The sequence below is a fragment of the Halocella sp. SP3-1 genome (assembly GCF_003953885.1).
Taxonomy (GTDB): domain Bacteria; phylum Bacillota; class Halanaerobiia; order Halanaerobiales; family DTU029; genus Iocasia; species Iocasia fonsfrigidae.
In genome coordinates this window covers 1,960,356-1,981,487 of sequence record NZ_CP032760.1, presented here as the reverse complement: position 1 = coordinate 1,981,487, position 21,132 = coordinate 1,960,356, and the positions used below count along the sequence as shown (strand labels likewise).

Genomic DNA, 21,132 nt, shown 5'->3' with positions numbered 1-21,132 from the left:
ATAGGGACGGGATATACCCGCGGTACCACCCTTATTGATAAAGATATCAACCACTTGTTTGTTGATAACGCTAACAGCGCAACTGGCTATATTTAATTCACCAGTTAAACTCCAGAATGAGTTCGATATCATATACCACTGGTTTGCAGCTAACACCAGCTCTCTTTAGGTATATATAATATCTACTACTTTCTTTCATCGTCTTCATATTAAATAAATTATATTAATAATCCAAAAGATTGTCAAGATTTCCTTAATATCTTTTCGGCATCAGCCCAGAGGCGTTCAAGCTCATAATATTTTCTTTCTTCCTCGTGAAAAACATGAATAATCAGGTCAGCATAGTCCATCAAAACCCAGCGTCCCTCCTGCATTCCAGCCGTCTTTTTAGGATTAATGCCCTTTTCCGACAATTCCTCATCAATTCCCCGAGCAATAGCCTTTACCTGGGTAACAGATTTACCACTACAGATTAAAAAATAATCTGCTATTACTGTTAACTCCCTGACATCCAGTATCTGAATATCATTTGCTTTTTTATCCTCTGCTGCTTTAGCAGCCTGTACAGCCATCCCTTTAATTCCATCATCTATCATCTAATATATCAACCCCTTAAAATTTTAATTTAACCTGTAATTTCATCTTCAGATGCTTTATTATAATCATTACCAATAATAATCGAAATATCCTCTTTATTTGCTGCTGCTTTTTCGCCCTCCCCTGTGGATTTCTCATAGATAACTTTACCACCCAGTACCTTTTGAATATTTAAGGCAGTAACTTCATTTGCCCTGTCATAGTATTTTATTCTAGTCTCTTGATAATTATAGTGATCTGCATTAGCTATTCTATCTATCACAAACCCATATTTACCCAACTGATCAGACACCTGGCCAGCAAGACCGACCTGACCATTTCCATTATATATCCCCAGACAAATACGACTGTTTCTGATAAATTCCTTACTCCTTATCAAATTATTTACCACAACGTCTAATTCCTTCTCATCTGCTAGCCAATAACTAGCCCCATTTATATATTTAGGTTGACCTGGTAACATTATCGTTTTAAAATCATTCATATCCATATCCTTAAGCAGATGGATAAAAGGACTAATATCCTGTAATGGGATATTAGTATTAACCGTTTTCTTAACTTCCGTATATATACCAGGGAGTTTCATAACTATATCGGGGCGCAGAACCTTTTTAAACATAGCTTTGATAAACTTCTGCTGTCTTGCAACCCGACCTATATCACCCTCAATCGATTCCCTATAGCGTACATACTGCAGAGCCTCATCACCATTCAAAACCTGTTGACCGGCAGGCAAGTCTATATATAAATCACCAGCCTTATCAACATAATGAAATGGCTGTGAGACATTAATCTCTACTCCACCAAGGGCATCAACCATTTTAGCAAAACCATTAAAATTTGTCTCAACATAATAATCAATTGGTACATCCAGAAACAATTCCAGTGTTTTATCTGTTAATTCTATACCTCCAAAGGCATGAGAGGCATTAACCCTATTCATACCATGTCCGGGAATATCAACACGGGTATCACGGGGTATAGATAATAGACCAACATCTTTAGTCTTTAAGTCAATACTGGCGAGAATAATTGTATCTGCCCTTGGTGAACCATTAACCAGGGAATCATACCCCACAACCAGTATATTTAGTTTAGAACTTTCAAAAGGACTATTTTGTAAAGCCCAGAAATCAGTGTTTAGAAAGACTGCAATACTAAACCCAAGTATTAATAATAATATAAATCCACTAAACAACAAAAATCTACGTTTAAAACTACTCATCATAAATCCTCCTTAGGTAGGCATTTCTTAAGGCTAATGTATTAGGATGTATCACTCTATTATGATCAAGATGATACCTTAAAATATGGTTTGTAATGGCCAGAATACCATAATCCAGTCCCTGATCTACTTCTTTTCTTATCTTATCTATCCCTGAAAAATCCCTGGAGGGCTCAATAAAGTCTGCAATATATATAATTACAGCCAGTTTACCCATATCAGGACTCCCAATTGTATGATATCTGATGGCCTCAAGTATCTGGCTATCATCTATTCCCAGTTCTTTTTCTACCAGATAAGCAGCAACAGGGGCATGAAGTAACTGATATATGGACATTTCTTCTTGATCAATATACCATGATGAAATTCTAGCCAGCTGCTTTAGCTCTTCCTCACTATAACCCTTGGCATAGTCATGAAGTAAACCTGCAAGATAGGCTTTATCAACAGCCAGGCCTTCTTTCCGGGCAAGTTTTTCGGCAGTAACAGCTACAGCCAGTGAATGTTTAAATCTAGCGGCTGGCAAACATTCTTTTATTACTTCAATAGTTTCTTCTCTATTCACTTTAATCCTCCAGATATAGCTTCTTATTTTCAATATAATCCTTTACTGCTTCAGTAACCTGATATCTGATAGAATCCCCGTTTTTAACAGCCTGTCTTATAAAAGTAGATGAGATATCTATAAAAAAGCTATTCATGATAAATATCCTATCCAAATAAGGAGAATAATCATTTTCTCTCAAGATATTATCAATAGAATAACCTGGCCTCTGGGCAACAATAAAGAAGGCATTAGCCAAAAGATAATCAGGTTCCTTCCAGTTAAAAATATCTAAGAGGGAATCTGCTCCAATAATAAAATAGACCCTGTCTACCCCTTGTTTATTTTTAAAGTAACGCAGGGTATCAGCTGTATAGGATTGACCCTCTTTATCAAGCTCATATCGGGAATAGTTAAATAAGGGATTATCCCTGATTGCTAATTTTAACATTTCTAAGCGGTGATGTGAGGGAAGGATTTGACTATTATTCTTATGTGGAGGAACACCTGCAGGCATAAAAATTATCTTATCAAGGTCAAATCTATTTAAAACCTGTTCAGCAATTAAGAGATGACCTAAATGGACCGGATCAAAGGTTCCCCCTAAAATAGCTAACTCCATATAGCTACCCCCAAAACACCTTTAGTATCTTAAAAAACATAAATCCATCTATATTATAATTGAATTAGGCTTGATATTCAAGTTTCATCACTATTCAATTGTTTTATTTTACTGGTAATACAGCCTCCTAACTTACCTGCCTCTTCAGCAGTTAATCCTGCCCAGCCGACTTTTTTTATTTTATCTACCAGACCTAATTCTTCTGCAACCTCTAATTTTAATTTTAGTAATGTAAAATCATCGGTTTTCCTTTCTTTGCTACTCAATCTTATACCCCCAGAGTCAATTGCTTTTTTTATAATTATCTGCTTCCTGTTTTTCTTTAATCATTCTATAAAGATCAACCGTCTCTTCTGACCTTAGCACCCTGGCCCGGTTATTCATTAAAATCATCATAATTTCCTTAATCTCATCAGTAGACTCCTTTATTTCACCAATAATATCATTATAATACCTATCCATATCATCTGATTTTTTATCTATCTCCAACCTTATTTTTTCAATCTCCGTTTTCTTCTCATCAAGCCTATTTACTAATTCTTTATAAAGACTATCATCAAGTTTATCAACAGTTTCTTTCATATCAATAAGAGAATCATTTTGCCTATCCCAGTCTATCAAATGATTCTTAAGCCGTTCATTAATACTCCATAATAACCAGCCATAATAACCAAAAATTACTACTATTAAGCCCATGAAGAGAGTATTTGAGTTCCCCATGAGTAATTTCATCATATATTCAAATAGGAACACTCTGCCCCCCTCCTTCCAATAGGAAAAACATACACTATTGTATTCACACGGTAATAATTATGTGCCTGGAAGGTGAGGAACAAATATTATCGTAATTAGTTCTGATACAAGACTATTATACTAATAGGTTTAACAACTACCCTTTCAAATGTCGACTCCAGGACATTTGTTCCAGCCTTTTCATCATTAACAACTACCAGCCATTCTCCCTCCTCAGGTAGAGAAAACTCCTGTCTTACCCGGTTGGGATTATAAAGTACAACTATATTTCTCCACTGATCATTATTAGCATGATTCTTTAGCCAGAAACCCACTGTATTATGAGGGGTATCTAAAAAACAGAGACTGTTTCTGATCTGGACTGCATTCTCCATCTTAAAGGCAGGATGTTCTTTTCTTAAGGTAACCAAACCTTGATAGTATTTAAACACATCGTAATAAATGGCCTTTCTCTCCCATTTAAGCTGATTAACCCTATCACCAGCCTGATAACTATTATGATTGCCAAATTTAGTCCGCAGTAATTCCTCACCACCCTGAATAAAGGGAATACCCTGTGAAGTAAGTATTATAGCCTGGGCTAACTTATCCATTTTAATTCGGTCTTCTTCACTATCATGGAAATTTGATTTATTCAGTTTATCCCATAAAGTTAAATTATCATGTGATGAGACATAATTAACACTTTCACTGGGCTGTTCAGTAAAACCCTGTATATAGTCATTATAAAATATACTACCTGTCACACCACATTTAATATTATGTGCCTGGTCTTCTCTCCCAGAAACAAATCCCGTTCCTATACCGTCATTATCACCTTTGATGGCATTCCTGAAATCATCATTAAAAACTGCAATTTTCATTCCCTTCTGTGTACCCTTATGTACCTGCTGTGAATGATCCAGTGAAGATAAACCACCCATCCACGGTTCACCATAAATTAAAATCGAACTATCTATACCATGCAAGGTCTTTTCAATCTCAGAGATAGTTTTTTTGTCATGTAAGGCCATCAAATCAAAACGAAAACCATCTATATGGTATTCTTTTGCCCAGTATTTTACAGAATCAACAATAAATTTACGTACCATAGGTTTTTCAGAGGCAATTTCGTTCCCTGTCCCTGAACCATTAGAATAATTTCCATAAAGGTCAAAACGATAATAATATCCAGGAACCAGTAGATTAAAAGGAGAATCTTCAGTAGCATATGTATGATTATATACTACATCCATGATTACCCCTAAGCCATTGTTATGTAGTTCCTGTACCAGTCTCTTAAACTCTTTTATACGGGTATCATCTGCCGGATCTGTTGTATAAGAACCCTCTGGAACATTGTAGTAATAGGGATCATATCCCCAATTATAATCCATCTTTTGTTTATCATCTACACTAGCAAAATCAAAAACTGGTAACAAATGTACATGACTAATGCCAAGTTCTTTTAAATGGCCAACCCCTGTTTTAAATCCATCCGGAGTTGTAGTATTTTTTTCTGTAAAGGCCAGGTAGGTTCCCTTATTTATCATTCCTGAATTGGGAGAGGAAGAAAAATCTCTAACATGAACCTCATATATAATGGCATCCTGTGGCTGTTTTAATCCTACCCTCCTATCATTTTCCCAGTTCTCTGGATTTGTTCTGTTCAAATCAACAATTAAACCCTTTTTACTATTGGTACTAACTGCCCTGGTATAGGGGTCTATAACTTCATTGATTTTTCCTTTTACTTTAACCCGGTATAAAAAATAATAACCATGCATATCTCCTGGGATTTCTGCTACCCAAGTTCCACAGGTATCTCTATTAAAATCTCTAGTAATTTCCGGTTGCTCATCATTTTCATTTGAATAGACTAACAACTTTATCCATTTAGCTGTTGGAGCCCATACCTTGAAATGTGTTTTTTCTTTAGAATAGTTAATACCAAGGTCCTCTCCCAGATAATATGGGTTGCATTCCACACCCTCATCTTCTGCTAACTCTTCATCCATTTTCCATCTTAATATATCAATGTAGTTTTTACTAAATTTATTCATATAATCAGTCTCCAGAATTCCTTTACCTTTATTTTATCTCCTATAATAAAATTAATACCAGATTTGACTATTAAGTTTTCATCATTATAAAGGAGTTATCTTAGGTTTCTAGAATAAATATAATAGGATTTAAGTAATTATAATCTCAATTATAAATTATGGGGGGATATATATGTTACAGGTCTTTAATGGAAAGATCCCTGAAATAGGAAATGAGGTCTTTATAGCAGCAGGCTGTCAGGTCATCGGTGATGTAAAAATATTGAAGGGATCCAGTGTCTGGTACAACGCAGTGATCAGGGGAGATTTTAATCAGATTAAAATAGGGGCTTTAACAAATATTCAGGACAATGCCGTACTCCATGTGGATAAAAATAAACCCCTTCTTATAGGTAATAACATAACTATTGGACATGGGGCTAAACTACACAGTTGTAAGATTGAAGATAGTTGTTTAATTGGTATGGGCGCTATCGTACTTAATGGGGCTGTAATTGGAGAAAAATCAATTATTAGTGCCGGAGCAATAATACTAGAAAATCAAAAAATCCCTCCCAGAAGTTTAGTAGTCGGTATCCCAGGAAAGATAATTCGGAAACTAGAAGAACAAGAAATTATAGATATAAAAAAATCAGCTGAAGATTATCATAAACTAGCCCTAGAGTACCTGCCATAAAGCAGGTGCTTTTTTGTAGCAGTTAGCTGATAATATCGGAAAATTCTACATCAACCTTATCTATTAGATTCTCAATCTGATAAGCCCCACTCCTATTAGCATGATTTTTTTCTAAATCAATAGGTAATTTAATCAAAAAATCACTCCCAGAACCTGGAATACTATCTACTTCAATAGTCCCCTCATGCAGCTCCACTAATGATTTTACAATAGACAATCCAATACCACTACCCTCATTTATACGGCTAAATGTTTCATCTGCCTGTCTAAATTCTTGAAATATTAGAGCCTGCTTGTCCTTCTCTATACCAATACCAGTATCCCTTACTGAAATTATAAGGAAATTATCGTTCTCAGAGATAGTGATAATTATCTGGTCCCCTTTTTTAGTGAATTTTAAGGCATTGGATAAGAGGTTTAAAATTATCCTCTCTATAATTGAAGGATCACATACAATAACCCTGGTACCCAACTGGCTTTTAATTCTAAATGACCTACCTCTCCTGTTTATTTGGTCATAAACCTCCTCACCAAGCTTATGCATAAGTTTAACAATATCACATTCTTTTAAATCGAGTTTAAAATCATCTGCCTCTATTCTGGTAAGATCTATTAAATTAGAAAGGAGTTTTAATAAACGAAAACTATTTTTTTTAATACTTTTAAGATAAGGAGTTAAACCCTCATTATAAGCATGTGAATTTTTTTCAAGAAATAACTCTATCATTTTTATAGAAGAAAAAATTAGATTTAAAGGGGTTTTAAATTCATGTGAAAGATTAGCAAAGAATTTGGTCTTTAATCTATTAAAAATTATTTCTTCCCTAATATTATTAACATCTTCTCCCTTTTCTCTGACAATTCCCTGTTCGTCAATCCCTGTCTTTTCCAAATAACTCAAATACCTTAACATCATATCAATCCCTCATTTTTATATTTTGCTAAACAAATGTTCGCATACCTTTCCAATATCATTATAACAAATAAAGAAAATTTTAGCAAGAAACAAATTAATTCTATATCTAACATTTTTTTCTAGGATAATATAAAAATATCTAATTTATATCATCTTATTATGAATTAAAATATTTTTTTTACATATCATAAGAAAAAAAGGAGATGATCAATAATGCAATTAAGAGATATTATGACCAATAATGTACAAACTGTCAACCCAAATTCTAGTGTTAAAGATGCAGCAACAATTATGAAAAATCTAAATGTCGGCTCTGTTCCAGTTTGTGAAGGGAAAAGAGCAGTAGGGATTATAACAGATAGAGACATAGCTATTAGGAATGTTGCCAATAATGGTGACAGTAATACCCCTGTTACCCAGGTCATGTCTAAAAATATGATCTATGGACAACCTGATATGTCTGACCAGGAAGCCGCTACATTAATGGCTGAAAAACAAATCCGCCGCCTGCCGGTCGTAGAAAATAATAATTTAGTTGGAATTGTATCGTTAGGAGATTTAGCAGTAAACTCCAGGTCTGACATGGAAGCCGGAGAGGCCTTATCAACTATTTCTAAACCAAGTAAACCTGCAAAATAAAGTTTTAAAACATTAAATTCCGGGATAGATTATTTATAGTCTATCCCATTTTAATGTTACACCGATAATAAAGTTAGCAATAATATGACTATCCTAGCTTAATACAACCGCAATAATTTTCAGTCTACCGCTTATGCATAATTTAAAACCATATAATTTTTTAAAGAAAACAAATGTAAGTAACGTCTAATGATTACTGTCATTAAATGCGATGGTATTATTTTCTTGTAGGAAAAACAGGATTGATGTAGTAATTTAAACAATAATAAAGAATTAAAGGAGGTGAGAAAATGCGTAAAACTATAGGAATTAGTATTATACTATTTTTTATTATATTTACAACAGTAACTTCCACCTATACTCAGGCATTAAGTGTACATCGTGTAAAACCAGGTGAAGACTTATATCAAATAGCCCATTACTATGGAATAACAGAAAATGAAATAGCATCATTAAACAAACTGAAAAATCCAGATACCATTTTTAATGGACAGGTTTTAATTATACCAAATATTTATCAGGCAGGTACTTACCGTGTAAAAACAGGTGATACTTTATTTAAAATTTCACAGAAAATTCATATACCAATTAATATCTTATCACGGACTAATCATATAAATAATGAGACATTATATCCCCATCAATTACTATATATACCTGTCAGATATAGATATCCACTTTATTACCAAGTGAAAGCTGGAGATACAATTTATAAACTTGCCAGAGAATATGGTATTGAAACAACAGAGATAACTGTATTTAATCAACTTAAAAGTACAGAACTACAGCTTGGACAAACCCTTAAAATTCCGGTAATTATCCCTGGCGATTCATATAATTATAATGGGCCAAATTATATAAGGGATTTTCCAGATACATTCTACCGCTACGGCAATACCAATCAATACAAAATAGCAATAACCTTTGATGATGGGCCGGATGGAACTTATACTCCATGGATTTTAGATATACTAAAAAAATATAATGTTCCAGCAACTTTCTTTTTAATGGGCAAAAGAATAAACAACTATCCTGAAGTAGTAAAAAGAATAATAGCTGAAGGACACATTGTCGCCAGTCACTCCTGGTCACATCCTGATCTAACTAAATTATCACCAGCAGAATTATCTCTTGAAATTGATAAAACGGAAAAAACTCTAGCGGGCATTACTGGTTTAAAAACAAAGTTAGTACGCCCCCCATATGGTGCAGTATCATCCACCCTACTGGAACGTATGAAGGAATTTGATTATAAGGTAATTAACTGGACAGTTGATTCAAGGGATTGGTTAGATAGAGATGTTGATCAAATCCTTATTAACACACTTCCAAACATAGATAAAGATACAATAATATTGTTCCATTCAGCAGGTGGAGAAAACCATGACCTAAGTGCCACAGCTGAGATGTTACCAGAATTTATCCAAACACTACAAATGCTGGGCTACCAGTTTGTAAATCTTGATGAGTTATTAGGAATAAACGTCTATGAATAATTCCTTACTATCAGACAAAACTAAATTCTCTGCATCAAAAAACAGGATGGTTTTGGACAAACCACCCTGTTTTTACCCTAAGAATATTATTTTCCACAATGGACAAGATATTAAAAAACAGAGGTGAAAATTCAAATGACAGTACAGGTGTATCTAAATAAAATTGGTTTTCCTAAAATAGCAGAACTACAAAACACCGATAATCTCCCAGGGATTGGAGAGAAAATATCTCTGAATATTGATAACAATCAAGAAAGAAATGAGTTTGAAGTAACAGATGTGAAAAAAGATGCTGACAAAACATATATTTATGTCAATCCAGTATAATAAAATAAAAAACTCTAAAAAATCTTTTTTCCCAAGTTTGTCTATCTGAAATTTCAGGTTTAATAGTTGAAATTGTTGATTCAGCTAAATTTAATTTTTGCGCCAGATCTTTATTACATATATCACTGTATTCCTTTGAAAGCAATATAAATGCTTTCCTTGCATTGACTATCTTTTGTTTTCTCGTTTTTTTAGATAATTCATTGGGTTCAATCTCATAGTGCTCACAAGTCCTTTTTATTATATAATTATGCTCAAACTTCTTAGTCTCTTGATGTTTATGACTAACCAAGTTACCGACAAAATAACAGGGTTCACTCCAAAATGCCTCCATGGCTACCCATTACTGATAATTGGGAAAGGGACAAGGTACCTGTCCCCTTATCCCTGCTATTGATTAGTGTTTCCTGCTTGCATTTAGGGCAATATAGCGGAAAGTTTTCAAGTACAGTATCCTGCCGTATCTTTAACCGTGTTTTGCTTTTACATATAGGGCATAGAATCCATTTCTCATCTTTCAATTTATCCATTTTGCACCTGCATTTTAAGTTTATCGGTAGCAAAATACATTTATCTCTCGATTCACATACCCTGTTGAAACCTCACATTCAAATTCCTGTCGGAGAGAGTCAGCTAATTCATCTCGGGCTTTTAATACCTGCTCCTGATTTAAATTCTCAAACCCATCAATAGGGAACAATACATAGCTGGTTTCTTCTGTGATCTTTCCGTCGTCGCTTTGGCGCCATATCCACCGTCTGGTCTTAACAGTATGGCCGCTGATGTAAACCAATTCTCCCTCTGGCATAACTTCGGTTCGACTTTCTCCCATCCCAAGAAAATGATCCTGCTGGGTTGAAAAACGAATTTGTATGTCTAACTCCATTTTATCAATATCATGTGCACCCATCGGCAAATGATATTTCAAAGAAAAAGCATTCCCAATATCGACGATGGAGTTAATATGCGGAAGTTGTGCGCTTTTTTGCACCCTTTTTGCCAAAGCCTCAATGGAACACATATATTTGTTAGGATTCATACCTAACGCAGAAAAAGCATCACGATACGCTTTGATATTGGGAAGTTCTCGGACATTGACTGATTGATACGCATTAGCAAATTTTTCGATTTGTTCGTCAAGCATCTGCTCAATCCGGACATTAGAAACATGGTTATCAATACCTTTGGCAACAACAACGCCAAGACAGTATTTAGGTAGCTTTTCAAACACTTTTTTATCAACAATAAATCTTTTCATTGTATGATTTCCTTTCTGTTAAATAGGTTGAATAGGTATTTGGATTTCCGTCACAAATTTTCCGGTATCATCGGTTATCCCGTAATCTATCATCGTGATTTCTTTGGAAAATCCCGTAATACGCAGTTTGTGGTCTGATATAAAATTAGCCAGTTTTTTGTATTGTGCAGCAGCCTCATTATGGCTACCGCAAAACCGCAGTGTCACGCAAGTTTCTTCCGGCAATTCCTCTACCGTTCCTTCGTAGGTATCCTCCTGATCCAAAAGAAGAAAAACCATATCATATTGATCATATTGCGCTTCCAATAGTCTTTCTTTGGCGATCCCTACGCCGACTTTTCCAAGAAAGACAACAGCATCCTTCTGATATTGTTCCAGTTGCCGGATAGAAGTTTCCAAATCAAGATAAGATTTAATTGAAAGCGTATTCCGTATCCATGAAATACGGCGGGGACCCACTTGGGTGATGCGAATAGAGTCAAGTTCAGAAGAAAGCGCATCTTGAATCTGTTTCAGGCGATGTTCTATTTTCTTCTCAATTACTTTTAATTCGTTTTGTTTGCGAACAACGGCCTCTTTTTGCTGCCATAACATTTCTTGTATTCTGTCAATATCCCGATTTTTTAGGAAATTCGCAATCTGCTTTAATGACATATCCAGCATGCGCAGGTATCTAATTGTGTTAAGACATTCAAATTGGCGTGTGCTGTAATAGCGATAGCCTGTTTCACAGTCAATATATTCCGGCTGCAATAGCCCTTTTTTCTCGTAGTGCCGCAAAGAACCCACACTTAAATGAAACATCTTTGCTACATCACCGATTCGGAATAATTCATTATTATCCATTTGGTTCATCCTCCAAAACTATATAAACAGGTATTCTTTATCTAATTTAGTCAGTCTGTATATTTTTCAGCCACGGAAAGTGACCTTTTTCTACGCCTGTTCATCCAGATATAAACTCCAACGCAGATAACGACCGATAGTGCAGAGCCCGCAGAGGATGCAATTCCCATTGGGAAAAGGGTGTCTGCAAAATGCTTTGATGCCAGATATGCAAGCGGAATACGCATACAAATAATTGAAAGTGAATTGTGGATAAACGAAATACCAGATAAACCATAAGCGCTAAAATAGCCGCTAAAACTAAAATGAACACCCGCAAGAATACAGTCCCAGACATATCCACGCATATACTGACTACCGAGTAAGATCACCTCGACATCATCCGCAAACAATCCTACAACGGGTTCTGCTATAAACTGCATAACTATTGCTGAAATTGTACCAAATATAACCGCTATTAAAGTTGCATATCGCAGCGTCAAGCGGACGCGGTCATGTTTACCAGCTCCGATATTTTGTGCGGAAAGTACCGATACTGTGGAAAGCATTGACGACGGAATGAGAAACAAGATACCGATGATTTTTTCAACAATACCTACGGCTGCTGCATCATTCAGCCCTCGTTTGTTTGCAATTACAATAATTACAATAAATGCAATTTGGATAAAACCATCCTGCAAAGCAATCGGAACACCGACTTTCAGCAAGTTGCCCATCGTTTTTCGCTGTGGCTTAAAGTCTTTCCTAGTAAGTTTCATCTCTGTTTTTCGTTTTACAATTATTGCCAAAGACACGATCACGCTGATCGTCTGCGACAGTGTGGTTCCCAATGCTGCACCTGCTACGCCAAGATGGAAGCCCCCAATAAACAAATAGTCCAGTGCAATATTCGCAGCACAGGCAATGGCAATAAAATACATCGAGCTTTGGGAATCTCCCATACCGCGAAAGATAGAACTGATAATGTTATATGCTGTGATAAACGGTATACCGATAAAGCAAATTGTGAGATATGTAATCGTACCGGATACTGCTTCGTCGGGCGTGGACATGACGGCGACGATCGATTTTACCGCAATGAGCAGAAGAACCGTAAATGCGACTGAAAGAGCCATGAATAAAGTAATTGTATTTCCAATGGCAGTAGATGCCTCATTATGATTTTTTGCACCAATCGCACGACCAATCATTACTGTTGATCCCATTGCTAAGCCCACAATAATGACAGTCAACATACGCATAACTTGACTGCCAATAGAAACCGCTGTTGTACTGGCAACTCCGTTAAATTGTCCGATGATAAATAAATCAGCCATACCGTACAATGTCTGTAAAAAGTAAGACAGAAGATACGGCAAAGAAAAATACACAATGGTTTTGAATACGCTGCCTGTGGTTAAATTTTTTTCCATAAATACATTCGAGTCCTTTAACTTTAACTTTATTTTTATTTATGTATATTATAATGTCTACAACGTTTGTAGAGTCAATACATAAAATTCAAATTTTTATATTGAGATTGATTCCGTGGTTTTTTCTTTCATATTGATTTTAAGCAGTTGCGTTCTCAACAAATTCTATTATCCTGATATTTCGATTTCAACGAGGGAAAATGTATTAGTACGAACGTACTAATTATCAATAGGCTTCAAAGAAGAGCTATTAATTTAACCTGTAATTGATCTTACCATCAAATATTTTTTCTATAGCTACTCCACTTGTATTCACCAAGAAACTTTATCTTTCACTTTCAAGGAATTTAATGGAACAGTTCTTTTCAAAGCATTGGAAGGTACTTTTTGCTTTTCCTAATTCAACTATTATATTATAAGCAAGAAGCAAAAGGAACCGGCAGAATGTGCGGTTATTCAGTAATATTACTTCTTATGTTTACCTGCCTTTCTTTATATTTTTGCAAATAAAAAACACGATTAAACTGTAATTTTCAATCGTGTTAATTTTATAATGAGTTTTATTTTCAAACTCCTTTTAGCAAATTCTCAAGTTCTACCATTCTATAGGTTGGCTTTGAGCTACCCTGAGCAAGGTATTGAATAGATATTGCCATTTTATTGCAAATTGCAGTTTAAATAATCGCAATTACATTATCAACCAATGAATTACTGTACAATATACCTCTGTTGTACTTTACTTATAGGTTCCTCATACTCAGTGAATGCTCCAAACTCTTCTGCAGCTATTTCTCCGGTACTACGATAATAAACAATACTGTTATCTTTCTCAATCTGCTTTGGAACACACACGACAGAAAGTAGTGTTAAAGCATCGACCATCAATCGGCTTATAAAATATAAGCTGCATATTTCCACAGGATCGCTGGTACAGATCCACATTCGTATATGTTCCAGCGTTGTTCTCGCTTCCTGAATCCGTGTTAGAGCATGCTGATTGGTTTTCCATATTTCATCAGACACCCCTGGAAAATCTGCAAACAGACCATCAAACAGCTTTTTGCGTTTGTTTATGCCGATATCCATATCCGAAATATCACCAATATCCAATGCGAGTGTTAACGCCTCTACATCCTTTGAAGTGCCTTCCATAGTCATACCAGGCCAGTTACGAGGCTTCTTTGCTTCACGTTGTTCTTTTTTAGTGCCGCCAATTAGTGTTGGGGTCAGGCTTTTATAATTTTATAACTTCAATTAACTTCTTATTATTTTCATCAGATAATATATTTGAAATTGTTGATTCAGCTAAATTTAACTCCTGCGCCAAAGTTTTATTGCTTATATCACTGTGCTCCTTTAAAAGCAATATAACTGCTTTTCTTGCATTGACTATTTTTTGTTTTCGCGTTTTTTTAGATAATTTATTCGGCTCAATTTCATAGTAATCACAAATTTTTCGTTTTATATAGTTATGTTCAAACTTCTTAGTCTCTTGATGTATATGTTCTCTTGCATGTTTCATTCCTTTATCTAATTCCTGCTTTTTTATCTCCTTTATATCTATTTCTTCTTCCATCAGCTCAGCATAACTTTTAATGGCTTTGTTTGCATCTTTTGAAAGAAAACTTAGTATATATTTATAATCTACTAAACCAGTTTCCTTCATTTCAATATAATTCCGATGACTACTCCATTTTATAATTAAGCTTTTCTTCTATTCCAGCCCTAACAGGATTTTGATGTATATATCTGAGTAAATTAAAAAGATATTTATCTTTATTGCATAGCATAGCTTTATATCTTTGTTCAAAAACATGACCTGTTCTATTATATTTTTTATTGTATTTCATTGTAAAAACTTGCTGTATACCTTGCATCATCTTTGATAATGGTGTTTTATTTATTTCAACCAAAAAATGCGCATGGTTATCTATTAGGCAATATACATATAATTTGAAATTATACTTGTTCTTTGTATCTAATTACCGTTTGCAAATATATCTCCTTATCCTCGTCTTTGTCAAATATGTATTCTCTATTATTTCCTCTAACTATAACATGATATAATGCCTCTTCATAATGTATACGCGGTTTTCTTGCCATTTCTATCCCTCATTTATTTTTTCATAATGTAATTATATCATGTATTGTTAAATAATGCAAAATTATAAAAGCCTGACCCCATAATATATATTTTTAAATATCGATATTTCATTGTCCAGGCATTACTTTGCTGGGCGCACTAAAAAAAGCCGCCCAAAGGCGACTCTACACTGATTTCTTAACTAACAATTAATTTGTTATGACTATCAGAGAGTATTCATAAAACTACTTAAATAAAACAACAAGCTACAAAAAATAATAAATTATCTTGCTACTTTAAGCAAATAATCTTCAATACCGTCAGGCGAATGTAATTTTAAAACACGCTTACTTACTTCAGCTGCTTCCTCAACTGTCCATTTACTTAATAATTCCTTAATCCTTAAAATAGAGACAGCACCCATACTAAATTCATCAAGACCTACTCCCAATAAAAATGGCAGTAATAATTCATCAGCAGCTGCTTCACCACACATCCCTACCCAGATACCCGCTTGATGGGCTGAGTCAATAGTCTTCTTTATCAATTTTAACACTGCCGGGTGATAAGGGGTATACATTTGAGCTACTTTTTCATTAACCCTATCCACTGCTATTGTATACTGAATCAAATCATTAGTCCCGATACTAAAAAAATCTACCTCCTGAGCAATAATATCTGCCTCCATTACTGCAGCAGGCACCTCTACCATAATACCTACCTCTAAATCCTGACTATACCCCTTACCCTCTTTTGCTAGTTCTTTTTTACATTCCCAAAGAATTCTATTAGCCGACTTTACTTCATCTACAGATGAAACCATGGGATACATTATTTTAATATTACCATAGTTACTGGCCGCCAAAATTGCTTTTAATTGAGTTTTAAAAATATCAGGCTGATCAAGACATATTCTGATGGCCCTGTATCCTAAAAATGGATTCATCTCCTTAGGTAAATCTAAACAAGGTAGTTCTTTGTCTCCACCAATATCTAAAGTGCGAATAACTACAGGTTTACCGTCCATTTTTTCAGCTACCTGTCGGTAGACTTTAAATTGTTCTTTTTCACTTGGCAAAGTATCCCGATCCATATAAAGAAATTCTGTCCGAAAAAGCCCTATTCCTTGACCACCATGTTCTAAAATAGACTCTATATCTCTTATATTACCTATATTACCACAGACTTCTACCTTTTTGCCGTCTTTACTAAGCGCTTCCTTGTTCTTATATTTTTTTAACCTTTCCTGTTCCTGTTGATATTTCTCTCTCTTTTGTTGATATTCATGTTCTGTTTCAAAATCAGGATTTATAAATACCTGTCCACCATTTCCATCCACTATAATAGTCTGTCCAGAAACAAGCCGCCCCTGCTTGATACTGACAGAAAGTTCTTTACCAACCCCAACTACTGCTGGAATACCCAGGGAACGTGCCATTATAGCTGTATGCGAAGTTCTTGAGCCTTCTTGAGTTACAAAGCCAAGTACCTTCGCAGTATCAAGTTGGGCAGTATCAGAAGGGCTCAAATCAATGGCTACAACTACTGTATTTTCCTCTAGTTCTGTAGTTGATTTACCCTGTCCACTTAATATTCTGATTAACCTTTTACCAACATCTTTAATATCTGCCTCTCGGGCCTTAATATATTCATCATCAAGCTCAGCAAACATCTGGGAAAAAAAGTTAATTGTCTGTGCTATTGCTGCTTCTGCATTGATTTTTTCATCTTTAATCTTCTCTTTAATAGGTTCTATAAGTTCAGGGTCATCTATCAACATCAGATGGGACTCAAAGATTTCTGCTTCTTCATGACCTAGTTTCTGCCCAATATTCACTATCAATTCCTTTAATTCACTTTCTGCCTGTTTTAAGGCAACTGCCAGTCTTGCCAGTTCCTTTTCCGCACTGGTTACTGTCTTTTCCGCAAAGTCTAAATTCTGCTCAGTTTTAAGAAAAACTCTACCAATCGCTATTCCAGGAGAAACAGCTATCCCTCGCATCATCTCACTACCCTTCCTTATCCTGCTATTCTTCTTCCTTAGGTAATTCCATTTCTAGATAATTAACCAGTTCTTTGATCGCCTCTGCTTCATCAGCACCTTCTGCCTTTAAGGTTATTTCCTTCCCTTGCCCTGCCCCTAAACTTAAAATTCCTAAAATGCTTTTAGCATTGGCCTCTTTATCATTTAAAGCAACTGTAATCTCAGAACTATATTTTTTGCTTTTTTCTACAAATTTTGCTGCTGGTCTGGCATGGAGCCCTGTTTCATTGGATATCTTTACTTTTTGTTCTACTGACATTTTGATCATTCCCCACATTTAAATATTATTCTCTTTAATAATTTTCAATTATACATCTTATAATCTTTATTACATCATTTTTATCACCTGCTGATAATATTCTTTTAATTAAATCATCAGTATCAATTAATTTCAGCAAATCTTCAAGAACTAATAAATGAGATAAACGGTCTTTGGGTACAAGCATAAATATTAAGTGAACAGGATCAAACCTATGATTAAATTTAACACCGTTCTTCACTATTAATAATCCAATACTCTTTTTTATAACCCCATCTTCCGGACGAGCATGAACTAAAGCTATATGGGGAGCAATTACAACATAGGGCCCCTTTTGTTTAATTATCTCTATACTTCTTTGAACATAAGTTTCTTCTATAAACCTATCTTTTTTTAGTAATTCACCTATTAGAGCTATGCCTTCTTCCCAATCAGATAATTTATCAACTAATTTTATCAAATCGTGGTCCAGTAAATTGAGGAGTGAATCATGATACTCTTTTTTACTTTGATTAAAAGCAAGTCCGTCCAATACTTTTATTCCTTTAGATTTAAAAAAATCTTTTAAAGAATTTTTTAAATTATTTTCTTTTAAAATAATAACATCTTCTTTTATAACATTTATCAACTCTTCAAGCTGGAAGGCATACTCTTCTTTTATACTATAATCATTATCTTCTCCTCTAATATCTTCTAAGTTTTTTTGAATAATCTCTTTTATTTTTAATTTATCTTTATTATCCAGAAGTGGATTAACATGTAAAACAGGAAAAGACTCTATATTTAAAGGAATTGTAGTAATTACTAAATCAACTTTCTCTAAATCACAGCGATTTTCTTCTAAATGAGCAACTGACAACACCTTGGAAATCTCAATCTCTGGAAATTGCTGCTTTAATCTTGAAGACAGCAAATTGCTTGTTCCCATACCACTATAACAGACCAAAGCAACCTTGAATTTATAATTAAAGTTAATAAGTCTCTTTTTTTCTAAAGCAGCACCAAAATGTATAGCAATATAGCCTACTTCATCCTGACTAATATCTTTACATAATTCACTTTGCAATATCTTGGCAGACCGTTCAGCTGCAATAAAGAGTTTTTTATATTTTTTCTTTATCTCTGCTAAGAAAGGGTTCTTTAATGATAAATCATAGTTTATTCTATTAATCGTCGGCTTCAAATGTAAAGCTAAAGCAATTAAGAGCTGCTGGTCTCCCATTAAATTTACTTTTAAATAATCCTCAGCAACCTTAATCATCTCTTTAGTTAAAATAAGCAAATCAGGATCTAAGTCATTTTCTGATGTACTTTTATACTCTTTTTTATCAATATTCTGCCAAAGTTTAGCCCCCATTAAATGCAAAGTAATAACAGCTATTTCTGAAGATGTAATTTTAATTTTAAAAACTTCTCCCATTATCCTGGCAGATTTTTCAGCAATCTTATATTCAGAATTTTTTTCAATCATAGTCAATTTATCATTAGAAAGACAAATATCTTTACCTTCTAATATTCTACTTACTACTAAAGCTAAATAAACAAGCAAATCAAGATAAGCTTCATCGGCCAGTTGAAAACCAAGTTTTTCTTCAACAAAAGAAACTATCTCTTCTATACTAGTGAGATCTACTTTAGTAATTAATTTGTTTAATTCTGATAAAAAGCCTGCTTCTAAATGTTTATCTTTAATATCCTTTTTCTTAATCTGACTAAGAAATTGCCCTAATTCTCTTTCATCGACTGACTCTTTAAAAACCTCCATCATAGCATGTCTAATATCCAACTCTTTTCCTTCTACCTTTAGCCCATAATTAGTCCTTCTAATCAATTTCAAATTATGAATATTAAGCCAGTCCTCTACTTCATCTAAATCCTTAATTATTGTTGATTTACTGACCTTTAATATCAATTCTAATTCTTTAGTAATAATAGGTTCTTCAGCTTGAAATAATCTATATAAAATCAAGTAAATCCTCTCTTCAGAAGATAAAATTCTCTGATAACCACGTACATCTAATAATTTTTTCTTTAGCTTCTTTAATAAACAGTTATCACCTTTTAAAGAAATTCCTACTCCTGGTTTTTTAATTAGCTCAACATTATACTGTCCAATACTATATTCAATATCATCTAAATCATAGCTAATAGTTCTAGGACTAACCTCAAATTCGGTGGCTAAACTTTTAATAGAGACTGGCTCTTTTTGATTAATTAAATACTTTAATATCTGGCAGCTTCTAGACTTCAAGCTCAACTTTTAACCTCCCTTACTTTTCTATTCATCAAAAAGCCAATAACTTAGTCTAGTTAGTGGTTAATAGACAGCAGTAAGCAGTAAAATTATTACAGACCATTTGTCATAAATAACTGCCACTATTATTAAGCATTATTTGAATGTTAAGTCCTCAACTTCCCCAGAAATATTTACCGTATAAAGCCTGATTAACCCTAGCTTTATTTATTCAATAACTCTTCAATACCTGATGCAATATCTAAATAGCTTAGTTGATAAACTTTTTTCAAATAATCTTGTGTACCTACTTGACCAAACCTATCTTTGACACCAATTCTTTTTAATTTAACTGGATAGCTTTCTGATAAAACCTCAGCTACTGCTGAACCTAAACCATTAATTATATTATGATTTTCTGCTGTTAAAACCACACCTGTCTTTTTAGCATATTTTATAATCAATTCCTTATCAATAGGTTTAATAGTAAACATATCAACTACTGCCACGTTAATATCCTTTTCTCTTAAAAATTCTGCAGCCTTTAAACTCTCATAAACCATAATACCACTGGCAATAATAGTTGCATCATGGCCATCTAATAATAAATTACCTTTGCCAATTCTAAACTCTGATCTTTCATCATATATTTTATAAGCATTCTTTCTTATTAGTCTAATATAATGAACACCCTTTTGCTCTTTTACTACTTTTAATACTGATCTTAACATAGTAGAATCACTAACTTCTATAACTTTAACCCCTGGAATAGACCTCATAATTCCTAAATCTTCAAAAGGCATATGGGTACCACCATTATGTTGAGAACTTATGCCAGCATCAGAGCCAATTATTTTTAGATTATTATCTGAATAAGCAGCAGCTAAAAATATCTGATCACAAGCCCTCCTGGTAGCAAAAGAAGCAAAAGTGTGTACAAAAGGAATTCTGCCAGTTATAGACAAGCCTGCTGCCACTCCTATCATATTTGCTTCCATAATACCACAATTAATTAGATGTTCAGGAAATTTTTTTTGGAAATCATTTGTTTTTATAGCTCCCATCAAGTCAGCCTCTAAGGCTATAACTCTCTTATCCTTTTCAGTCATTTCAGCTAAAGTATTGCTATAAACCTGACGCATCTCTATATCTTCTTTTAG

The 21,132-nt window shown here is 34.2% G+C and carries 25 protein-coding genes and 1 other annotated feature (1 of these 26 cut by a window edge); of the genes, 4 read left to right on the top strand and 21 right to left on the bottom strand.

Annotated elements, in window-relative coordinates; translation table 11 throughout:
- Positions 1–208: a binding site (T-box leader), on the bottom strand (it extends 1 nt beyond the left edge of the window).
- A gap of 34 nt (positions 209–242) precedes the next feature.
- From rsfS to pulA, 7 genes are all read right to left on the bottom strand, one after another.
- Positions 243–596 (bottom strand): ribosome silencing factor, encoded by a 354-nt coding sequence (gene rsfS, locus D7D81_RS09380; protein ID WP_125989416.1) that lies wholly within the window; start codon positions 594–596, stop codon positions 243–245.
- Between the two features lie 29 nt (positions 597–625).
- A complete protein-coding gene (locus tag D7D81_RS09375; RefSeq protein ID WP_286170374.1) occupies positions 626–1,825 on the bottom strand; it encodes an LCP family protein in 1,200 nt (399 codons plus the stop codon).
- Positions 1,815–2,387, bottom strand: coding sequence for a bis(5'-nucleosyl)-tetraphosphatase (symmetrical) YqeK (gene yqeK / locus D7D81_RS09370; protein ID WP_164522192.1), 573 nt, complete (start codon positions 2,385–2,387; stop codon positions 1,815–1,817). The genes D7D81_RS09375 and yqeK overlap by 11 nt, the downstream gene beginning before the upstream one ends.
- 1 nt (position 2,388) lies before the next feature.
- The gene (nadD, locus tag D7D81_RS09365) at positions 2,389–2,988 is read right to left on the bottom strand and encodes a nicotinate-nucleotide adenylyltransferase (RefSeq protein ID WP_125989412.1); all 600 of its coding nucleotides are present in this window, start codon (positions 2,986–2,988) and stop codon (positions 2,389–2,391) included.
- 77 nt (positions 2,989–3,065) lie between these two features.
- Complete coding sequence (locus D7D81_RS09360; RefSeq protein WP_125989410.1) at positions 3,066–3,254, bottom strand: alpha/beta-type small acid-soluble spore protein; 189 nt, start codon at positions 3,252–3,254, stop codon at positions 3,066–3,068.
- A gap of 16 nt (positions 3,255–3,270) precedes the next feature.
- Positions 3,271–3,741: a hypothetical protein gene (locus tag D7D81_RS09355; RefSeq protein ID WP_125989408.1), complete on the bottom strand. Its 471-nt coding sequence runs from the start codon at positions 3,739–3,741 to the stop codon at positions 3,271–3,273.
- Positions 3,742–3,836: 95 nt separating this feature from the next.
- Positions 3,837–5,783: a type I pullulanase gene (gene pulA / locus D7D81_RS09350; protein ID WP_286170373.1), complete on the bottom strand. Its 1,947-nt coding sequence runs from the start codon at positions 5,781–5,783 to the stop codon at positions 3,837–3,839.
- Positions 5,784–5,955: 172 nt separating this feature from the next.
- Between pulA and D7D81_RS09345 the strand changes: the two genes are divergently transcribed.
- Entirely contained in the window at positions 5,956–6,459 is a 504-nt protein-coding gene (locus tag D7D81_RS09345) for a gamma carbonic anhydrase family protein (protein ID WP_125989399.1), read from the top strand.
- A gap of 22 nt (positions 6,460–6,481) precedes the next feature.
- Here the strand turns inward: D7D81_RS09345 and D7D81_RS09340 are convergent, their stop codons facing one another.
- The gene (locus D7D81_RS09340) at positions 6,482–7,375 is read right to left on the bottom strand and encodes a sensor histidine kinase (protein WP_125989397.1); all 894 of its coding nucleotides are present in this window, start codon (positions 7,373–7,375) and stop codon (positions 6,482–6,484) included.
- Between the two features lie 213 nt (positions 7,376–7,588).
- On the opposite strand from D7D81_RS09340, the gene D7D81_RS09335 reads away from it, so the two are divergent.
- The 3 genes from D7D81_RS09335 (at position 7,589) to D7D81_RS09325 (ending at position 9,837) form a co-directional block, all read left to right on the top strand.
- Positions 7,589–8,014, top strand: coding sequence for a CBS domain-containing protein (locus D7D81_RS09335; RefSeq protein ID WP_125989395.1), 426 nt, complete (start codon positions 7,589–7,591; stop codon positions 8,012–8,014).
- 290 nt (positions 8,015–8,304) lie between these two features.
- Positions 8,305–9,510 (top strand): LysM peptidoglycan-binding domain-containing protein, encoded by a 1,206-nt coding sequence (locus tag D7D81_RS09330; protein WP_125989393.1) that lies wholly within the window; start codon positions 8,305–8,307, stop codon positions 9,508–9,510.
- A 135-nt stretch (positions 9,511–9,645) separates the two neighbouring features.
- Positions 9,646–9,837, top strand: coding sequence for a hypothetical protein (locus D7D81_RS09325; protein WP_125989391.1), 192 nt, complete (start codon positions 9,646–9,648; stop codon positions 9,835–9,837).
- Here the strand turns inward: D7D81_RS09325 and D7D81_RS09320 are convergent.
- From D7D81_RS09320 to D7D81_RS09265, 13 genes are all read right to left on the bottom strand, one after another.
- The gene (locus D7D81_RS09320; RefSeq protein ID WP_164522191.1) at positions 9,824–10,129 is read right to left on the bottom strand and encodes a helix-turn-helix domain-containing protein; all 306 of its coding nucleotides are present in this window, start codon (positions 10,127–10,129) and stop codon (positions 9,824–9,826) included. The genes D7D81_RS09325 and D7D81_RS09320 overlap by 14 nt on opposite strands.
- A 22-nt stretch (positions 10,130–10,151) precedes the next feature.
- The gene (locus tag D7D81_RS09315; RefSeq protein ID WP_502700016.1) at positions 10,152–10,367 is read right to left on the bottom strand and encodes a cysteine-rich KTR domain-containing protein; all 216 of its coding nucleotides are present in this window, start codon (positions 10,365–10,367) and stop codon (positions 10,152–10,154) included.
- 20 nt (positions 10,368–10,387) lie between these two features.
- Entirely contained in the window at positions 10,388–11,095 is a 708-nt protein-coding gene (locus D7D81_RS09310; RefSeq protein WP_125989387.1) for a B3/B4 domain-containing protein, read from the bottom strand.
- 18 nt (positions 11,096–11,113) lie between these two features.
- Positions 11,114–11,941 carry a MerR family transcriptional regulator gene (locus D7D81_RS09305; protein ID WP_205739405.1) on the bottom strand — a complete coding sequence of 276 codons (828 nt, stop codon included), beginning with the start codon at positions 11,939–11,941 and terminating at the stop codon, positions 11,114–11,116.
- 50 nt (positions 11,942–11,991) lie between these two features.
- Positions 11,992–13,353: an MATE family efflux transporter gene (locus D7D81_RS09300; protein ID WP_125989383.1), complete on the bottom strand. Its 1,362-nt coding sequence runs from the start codon at positions 13,351–13,353 to the stop codon at positions 11,992–11,994.
- Positions 13,354–14,061: 708 nt separating this feature from the next.
- Positions 14,062–14,505, bottom strand: coding sequence for a hypothetical protein (locus D7D81_RS09295; RefSeq protein WP_125989381.1), 444 nt, complete (start codon positions 14,503–14,505; stop codon positions 14,062–14,064).
- 82 nt (positions 14,506–14,587) lie between these two features.
- Positions 14,588–15,019: a helix-turn-helix domain-containing protein gene (locus D7D81_RS09290; RefSeq protein WP_125989379.1), complete on the bottom strand. Its 432-nt coding sequence runs from the start codon at positions 15,017–15,019 to the stop codon at positions 14,588–14,590.
- Between the two features lie 19 nt (positions 15,020–15,038).
- Entirely contained in the window at positions 15,039–15,287 is a 249-nt protein-coding gene (locus tag D7D81_RS09285; RefSeq protein WP_125989377.1) for a transposase, read from the bottom strand.
- 25 nt (positions 15,288–15,312) lie between these two features.
- The gene (locus tag D7D81_RS19510; protein WP_164522190.1) at positions 15,313–15,456 is read right to left on the bottom strand and encodes a hypothetical protein; all 144 of its coding nucleotides are present in this window, start codon (positions 15,454–15,456) and stop codon (positions 15,313–15,315) included.
- Between the two features lie 263 nt (positions 15,457–15,719).
- Positions 15,720–17,441: a phosphoenolpyruvate--protein phosphotransferase gene (gene ptsP / locus D7D81_RS09280; protein WP_125989375.1), complete on the bottom strand. Its 1,722-nt coding sequence runs from the start codon at positions 17,439–17,441 to the stop codon at positions 15,720–15,722.
- Between the two features lie 22 nt (positions 17,442–17,463).
- Positions 17,464–17,739, bottom strand: a complete 276-nt coding sequence (locus D7D81_RS09275; RefSeq protein WP_125989373.1) for an HPr family phosphocarrier protein — start codon at positions 17,737–17,739, stop codon at positions 17,464–17,466.
- Positions 17,740–17,773: 34 nt separating this feature from the next.
- The gene (locus D7D81_RS09270) at positions 17,774–19,996 is read right to left on the bottom strand and encodes a BglG family transcription antiterminator (protein WP_125989371.1); all 2,223 of its coding nucleotides are present in this window, start codon (positions 19,994–19,996) and stop codon (positions 17,774–17,776) included.
- Positions 19,997–20,196: 200 nt separating this feature from the next.
- Entirely contained in the window at positions 20,197–21,114 is a 918-nt protein-coding gene (locus D7D81_RS09265; RefSeq protein ID WP_125992049.1) for a transketolase family protein, read from the bottom strand.
- Positions 21,115–21,132: the final 18 nt, after the last annotated feature.

Excerpts from the sequence above, each read along its gene's own strand:
- ptsP (WP_125989375.1), bottom strand. The coding sequence starts at position 17,441 with ATGATGCGAGGGATAGCTGTTTCTCCTGGAATAGCGATTGGTAGAGTT.
- D7D81_RS09330 (WP_125989393.1), top strand. The coding sequence starts at position 8,305 with ATGCGTAAAACTATAGGAATTAGTATTATACTATTTTTTATTATATTT.
- D7D81_RS19510 (WP_164522190.1), bottom strand. The coding sequence starts at position 15,456 with ATGGCAAGAAAACCGCGTATACATTATGAAGAGGCATTATATCATGTT.
- rsfS (WP_125989416.1), bottom strand. The coding sequence starts at position 596 with ATGATAGATGATGGAATTAAAGGGATGGCTGTACAGGCTGCTAAAGCA.
- D7D81_RS09315 (WP_502700016.1), bottom strand. The coding sequence starts at position 10,367 with ATGGATAAATTGAAAGATGAGAAATGGATTCTATGCCCTATATGTAAA.
- D7D81_RS09290 (WP_125989379.1), bottom strand. The coding sequence starts at position 15,019 with ATGAAGGAAACTGGTTTAGTAGATTATAAATATATACTAAGTTTTCTT.
- D7D81_RS09265 (WP_125992049.1), bottom strand. The coding sequence starts at position 21,114 with ATGCGTCAGGTTTATAGCAATACTTTAGCTGAAATGACTGAAAAGGAT.
- pulA (WP_286170373.1), bottom strand. The coding sequence starts at position 5,783 with ATGAATAAATTTAGTAAAAACTACATTGATATATTAAGATGGAAAATG.
- D7D81_RS09310 (WP_125989387.1), bottom strand. The coding sequence starts at position 11,095 with ATGAAAAGATTTATTGTTGATAAAAAAGTGTTTGAAAAGCTACCTAAA.
- D7D81_RS09345 (WP_125989399.1), top strand. The coding sequence starts at position 5,956 with ATGTTACAGGTCTTTAATGGAAAGATCCCTGAAATAGGAAATGAGGTC.
- nadD (WP_125989412.1), bottom strand. The coding sequence starts at position 2,988 with ATGGAGTTAGCTATTTTAGGGGGAACCTTTGATCCGGTCCATTTAGGT.
- D7D81_RS09275 (WP_125989373.1), bottom strand. The coding sequence starts at position 17,739 with ATGTCAGTAGAACAAAAAGTAAAGATATCCAATGAAACAGGGCTCCAT.
- D7D81_RS09325 (WP_125989391.1), top strand. The coding sequence starts at position 9,646 with ATGACAGTACAGGTGTATCTAAATAAAATTGGTTTTCCTAAAATAGCA.
- D7D81_RS09375 (WP_286170374.1), bottom strand. The coding sequence starts at position 1,825 with ATGATGAGTAGTTTTAAACGTAGATTTTTGTTGTTTAGTGGATTTATA.
- D7D81_RS09305 (WP_205739405.1), bottom strand. The coding sequence starts at position 11,941 with ATGGATAATAATGAATTATTCCGAATCGGTGATGTAGCAAAGATGTTT.
- D7D81_RS09335 (WP_125989395.1), top strand. The coding sequence starts at position 7,589 with ATGCAATTAAGAGATATTATGACCAATAATGTACAAACTGTCAACCCA.
- D7D81_RS09340 (WP_125989397.1), bottom strand. The coding sequence starts at position 7,375 with ATGATGTTAAGGTATTTGAGTTATTTGGAAAAGACAGGGATTGACGAA.
- D7D81_RS09295 (WP_125989381.1), bottom strand. The coding sequence starts at position 14,505 with ATGGAAGGCACTTCAAAGGATGTAGAGGCGTTAACACTCGCATTGGAT.
- D7D81_RS09300 (WP_125989383.1), bottom strand. The coding sequence starts at position 13,353 with ATGGAAAAAAATTTAACCACAGGCAGCGTATTCAAAACCATTGTGTAT.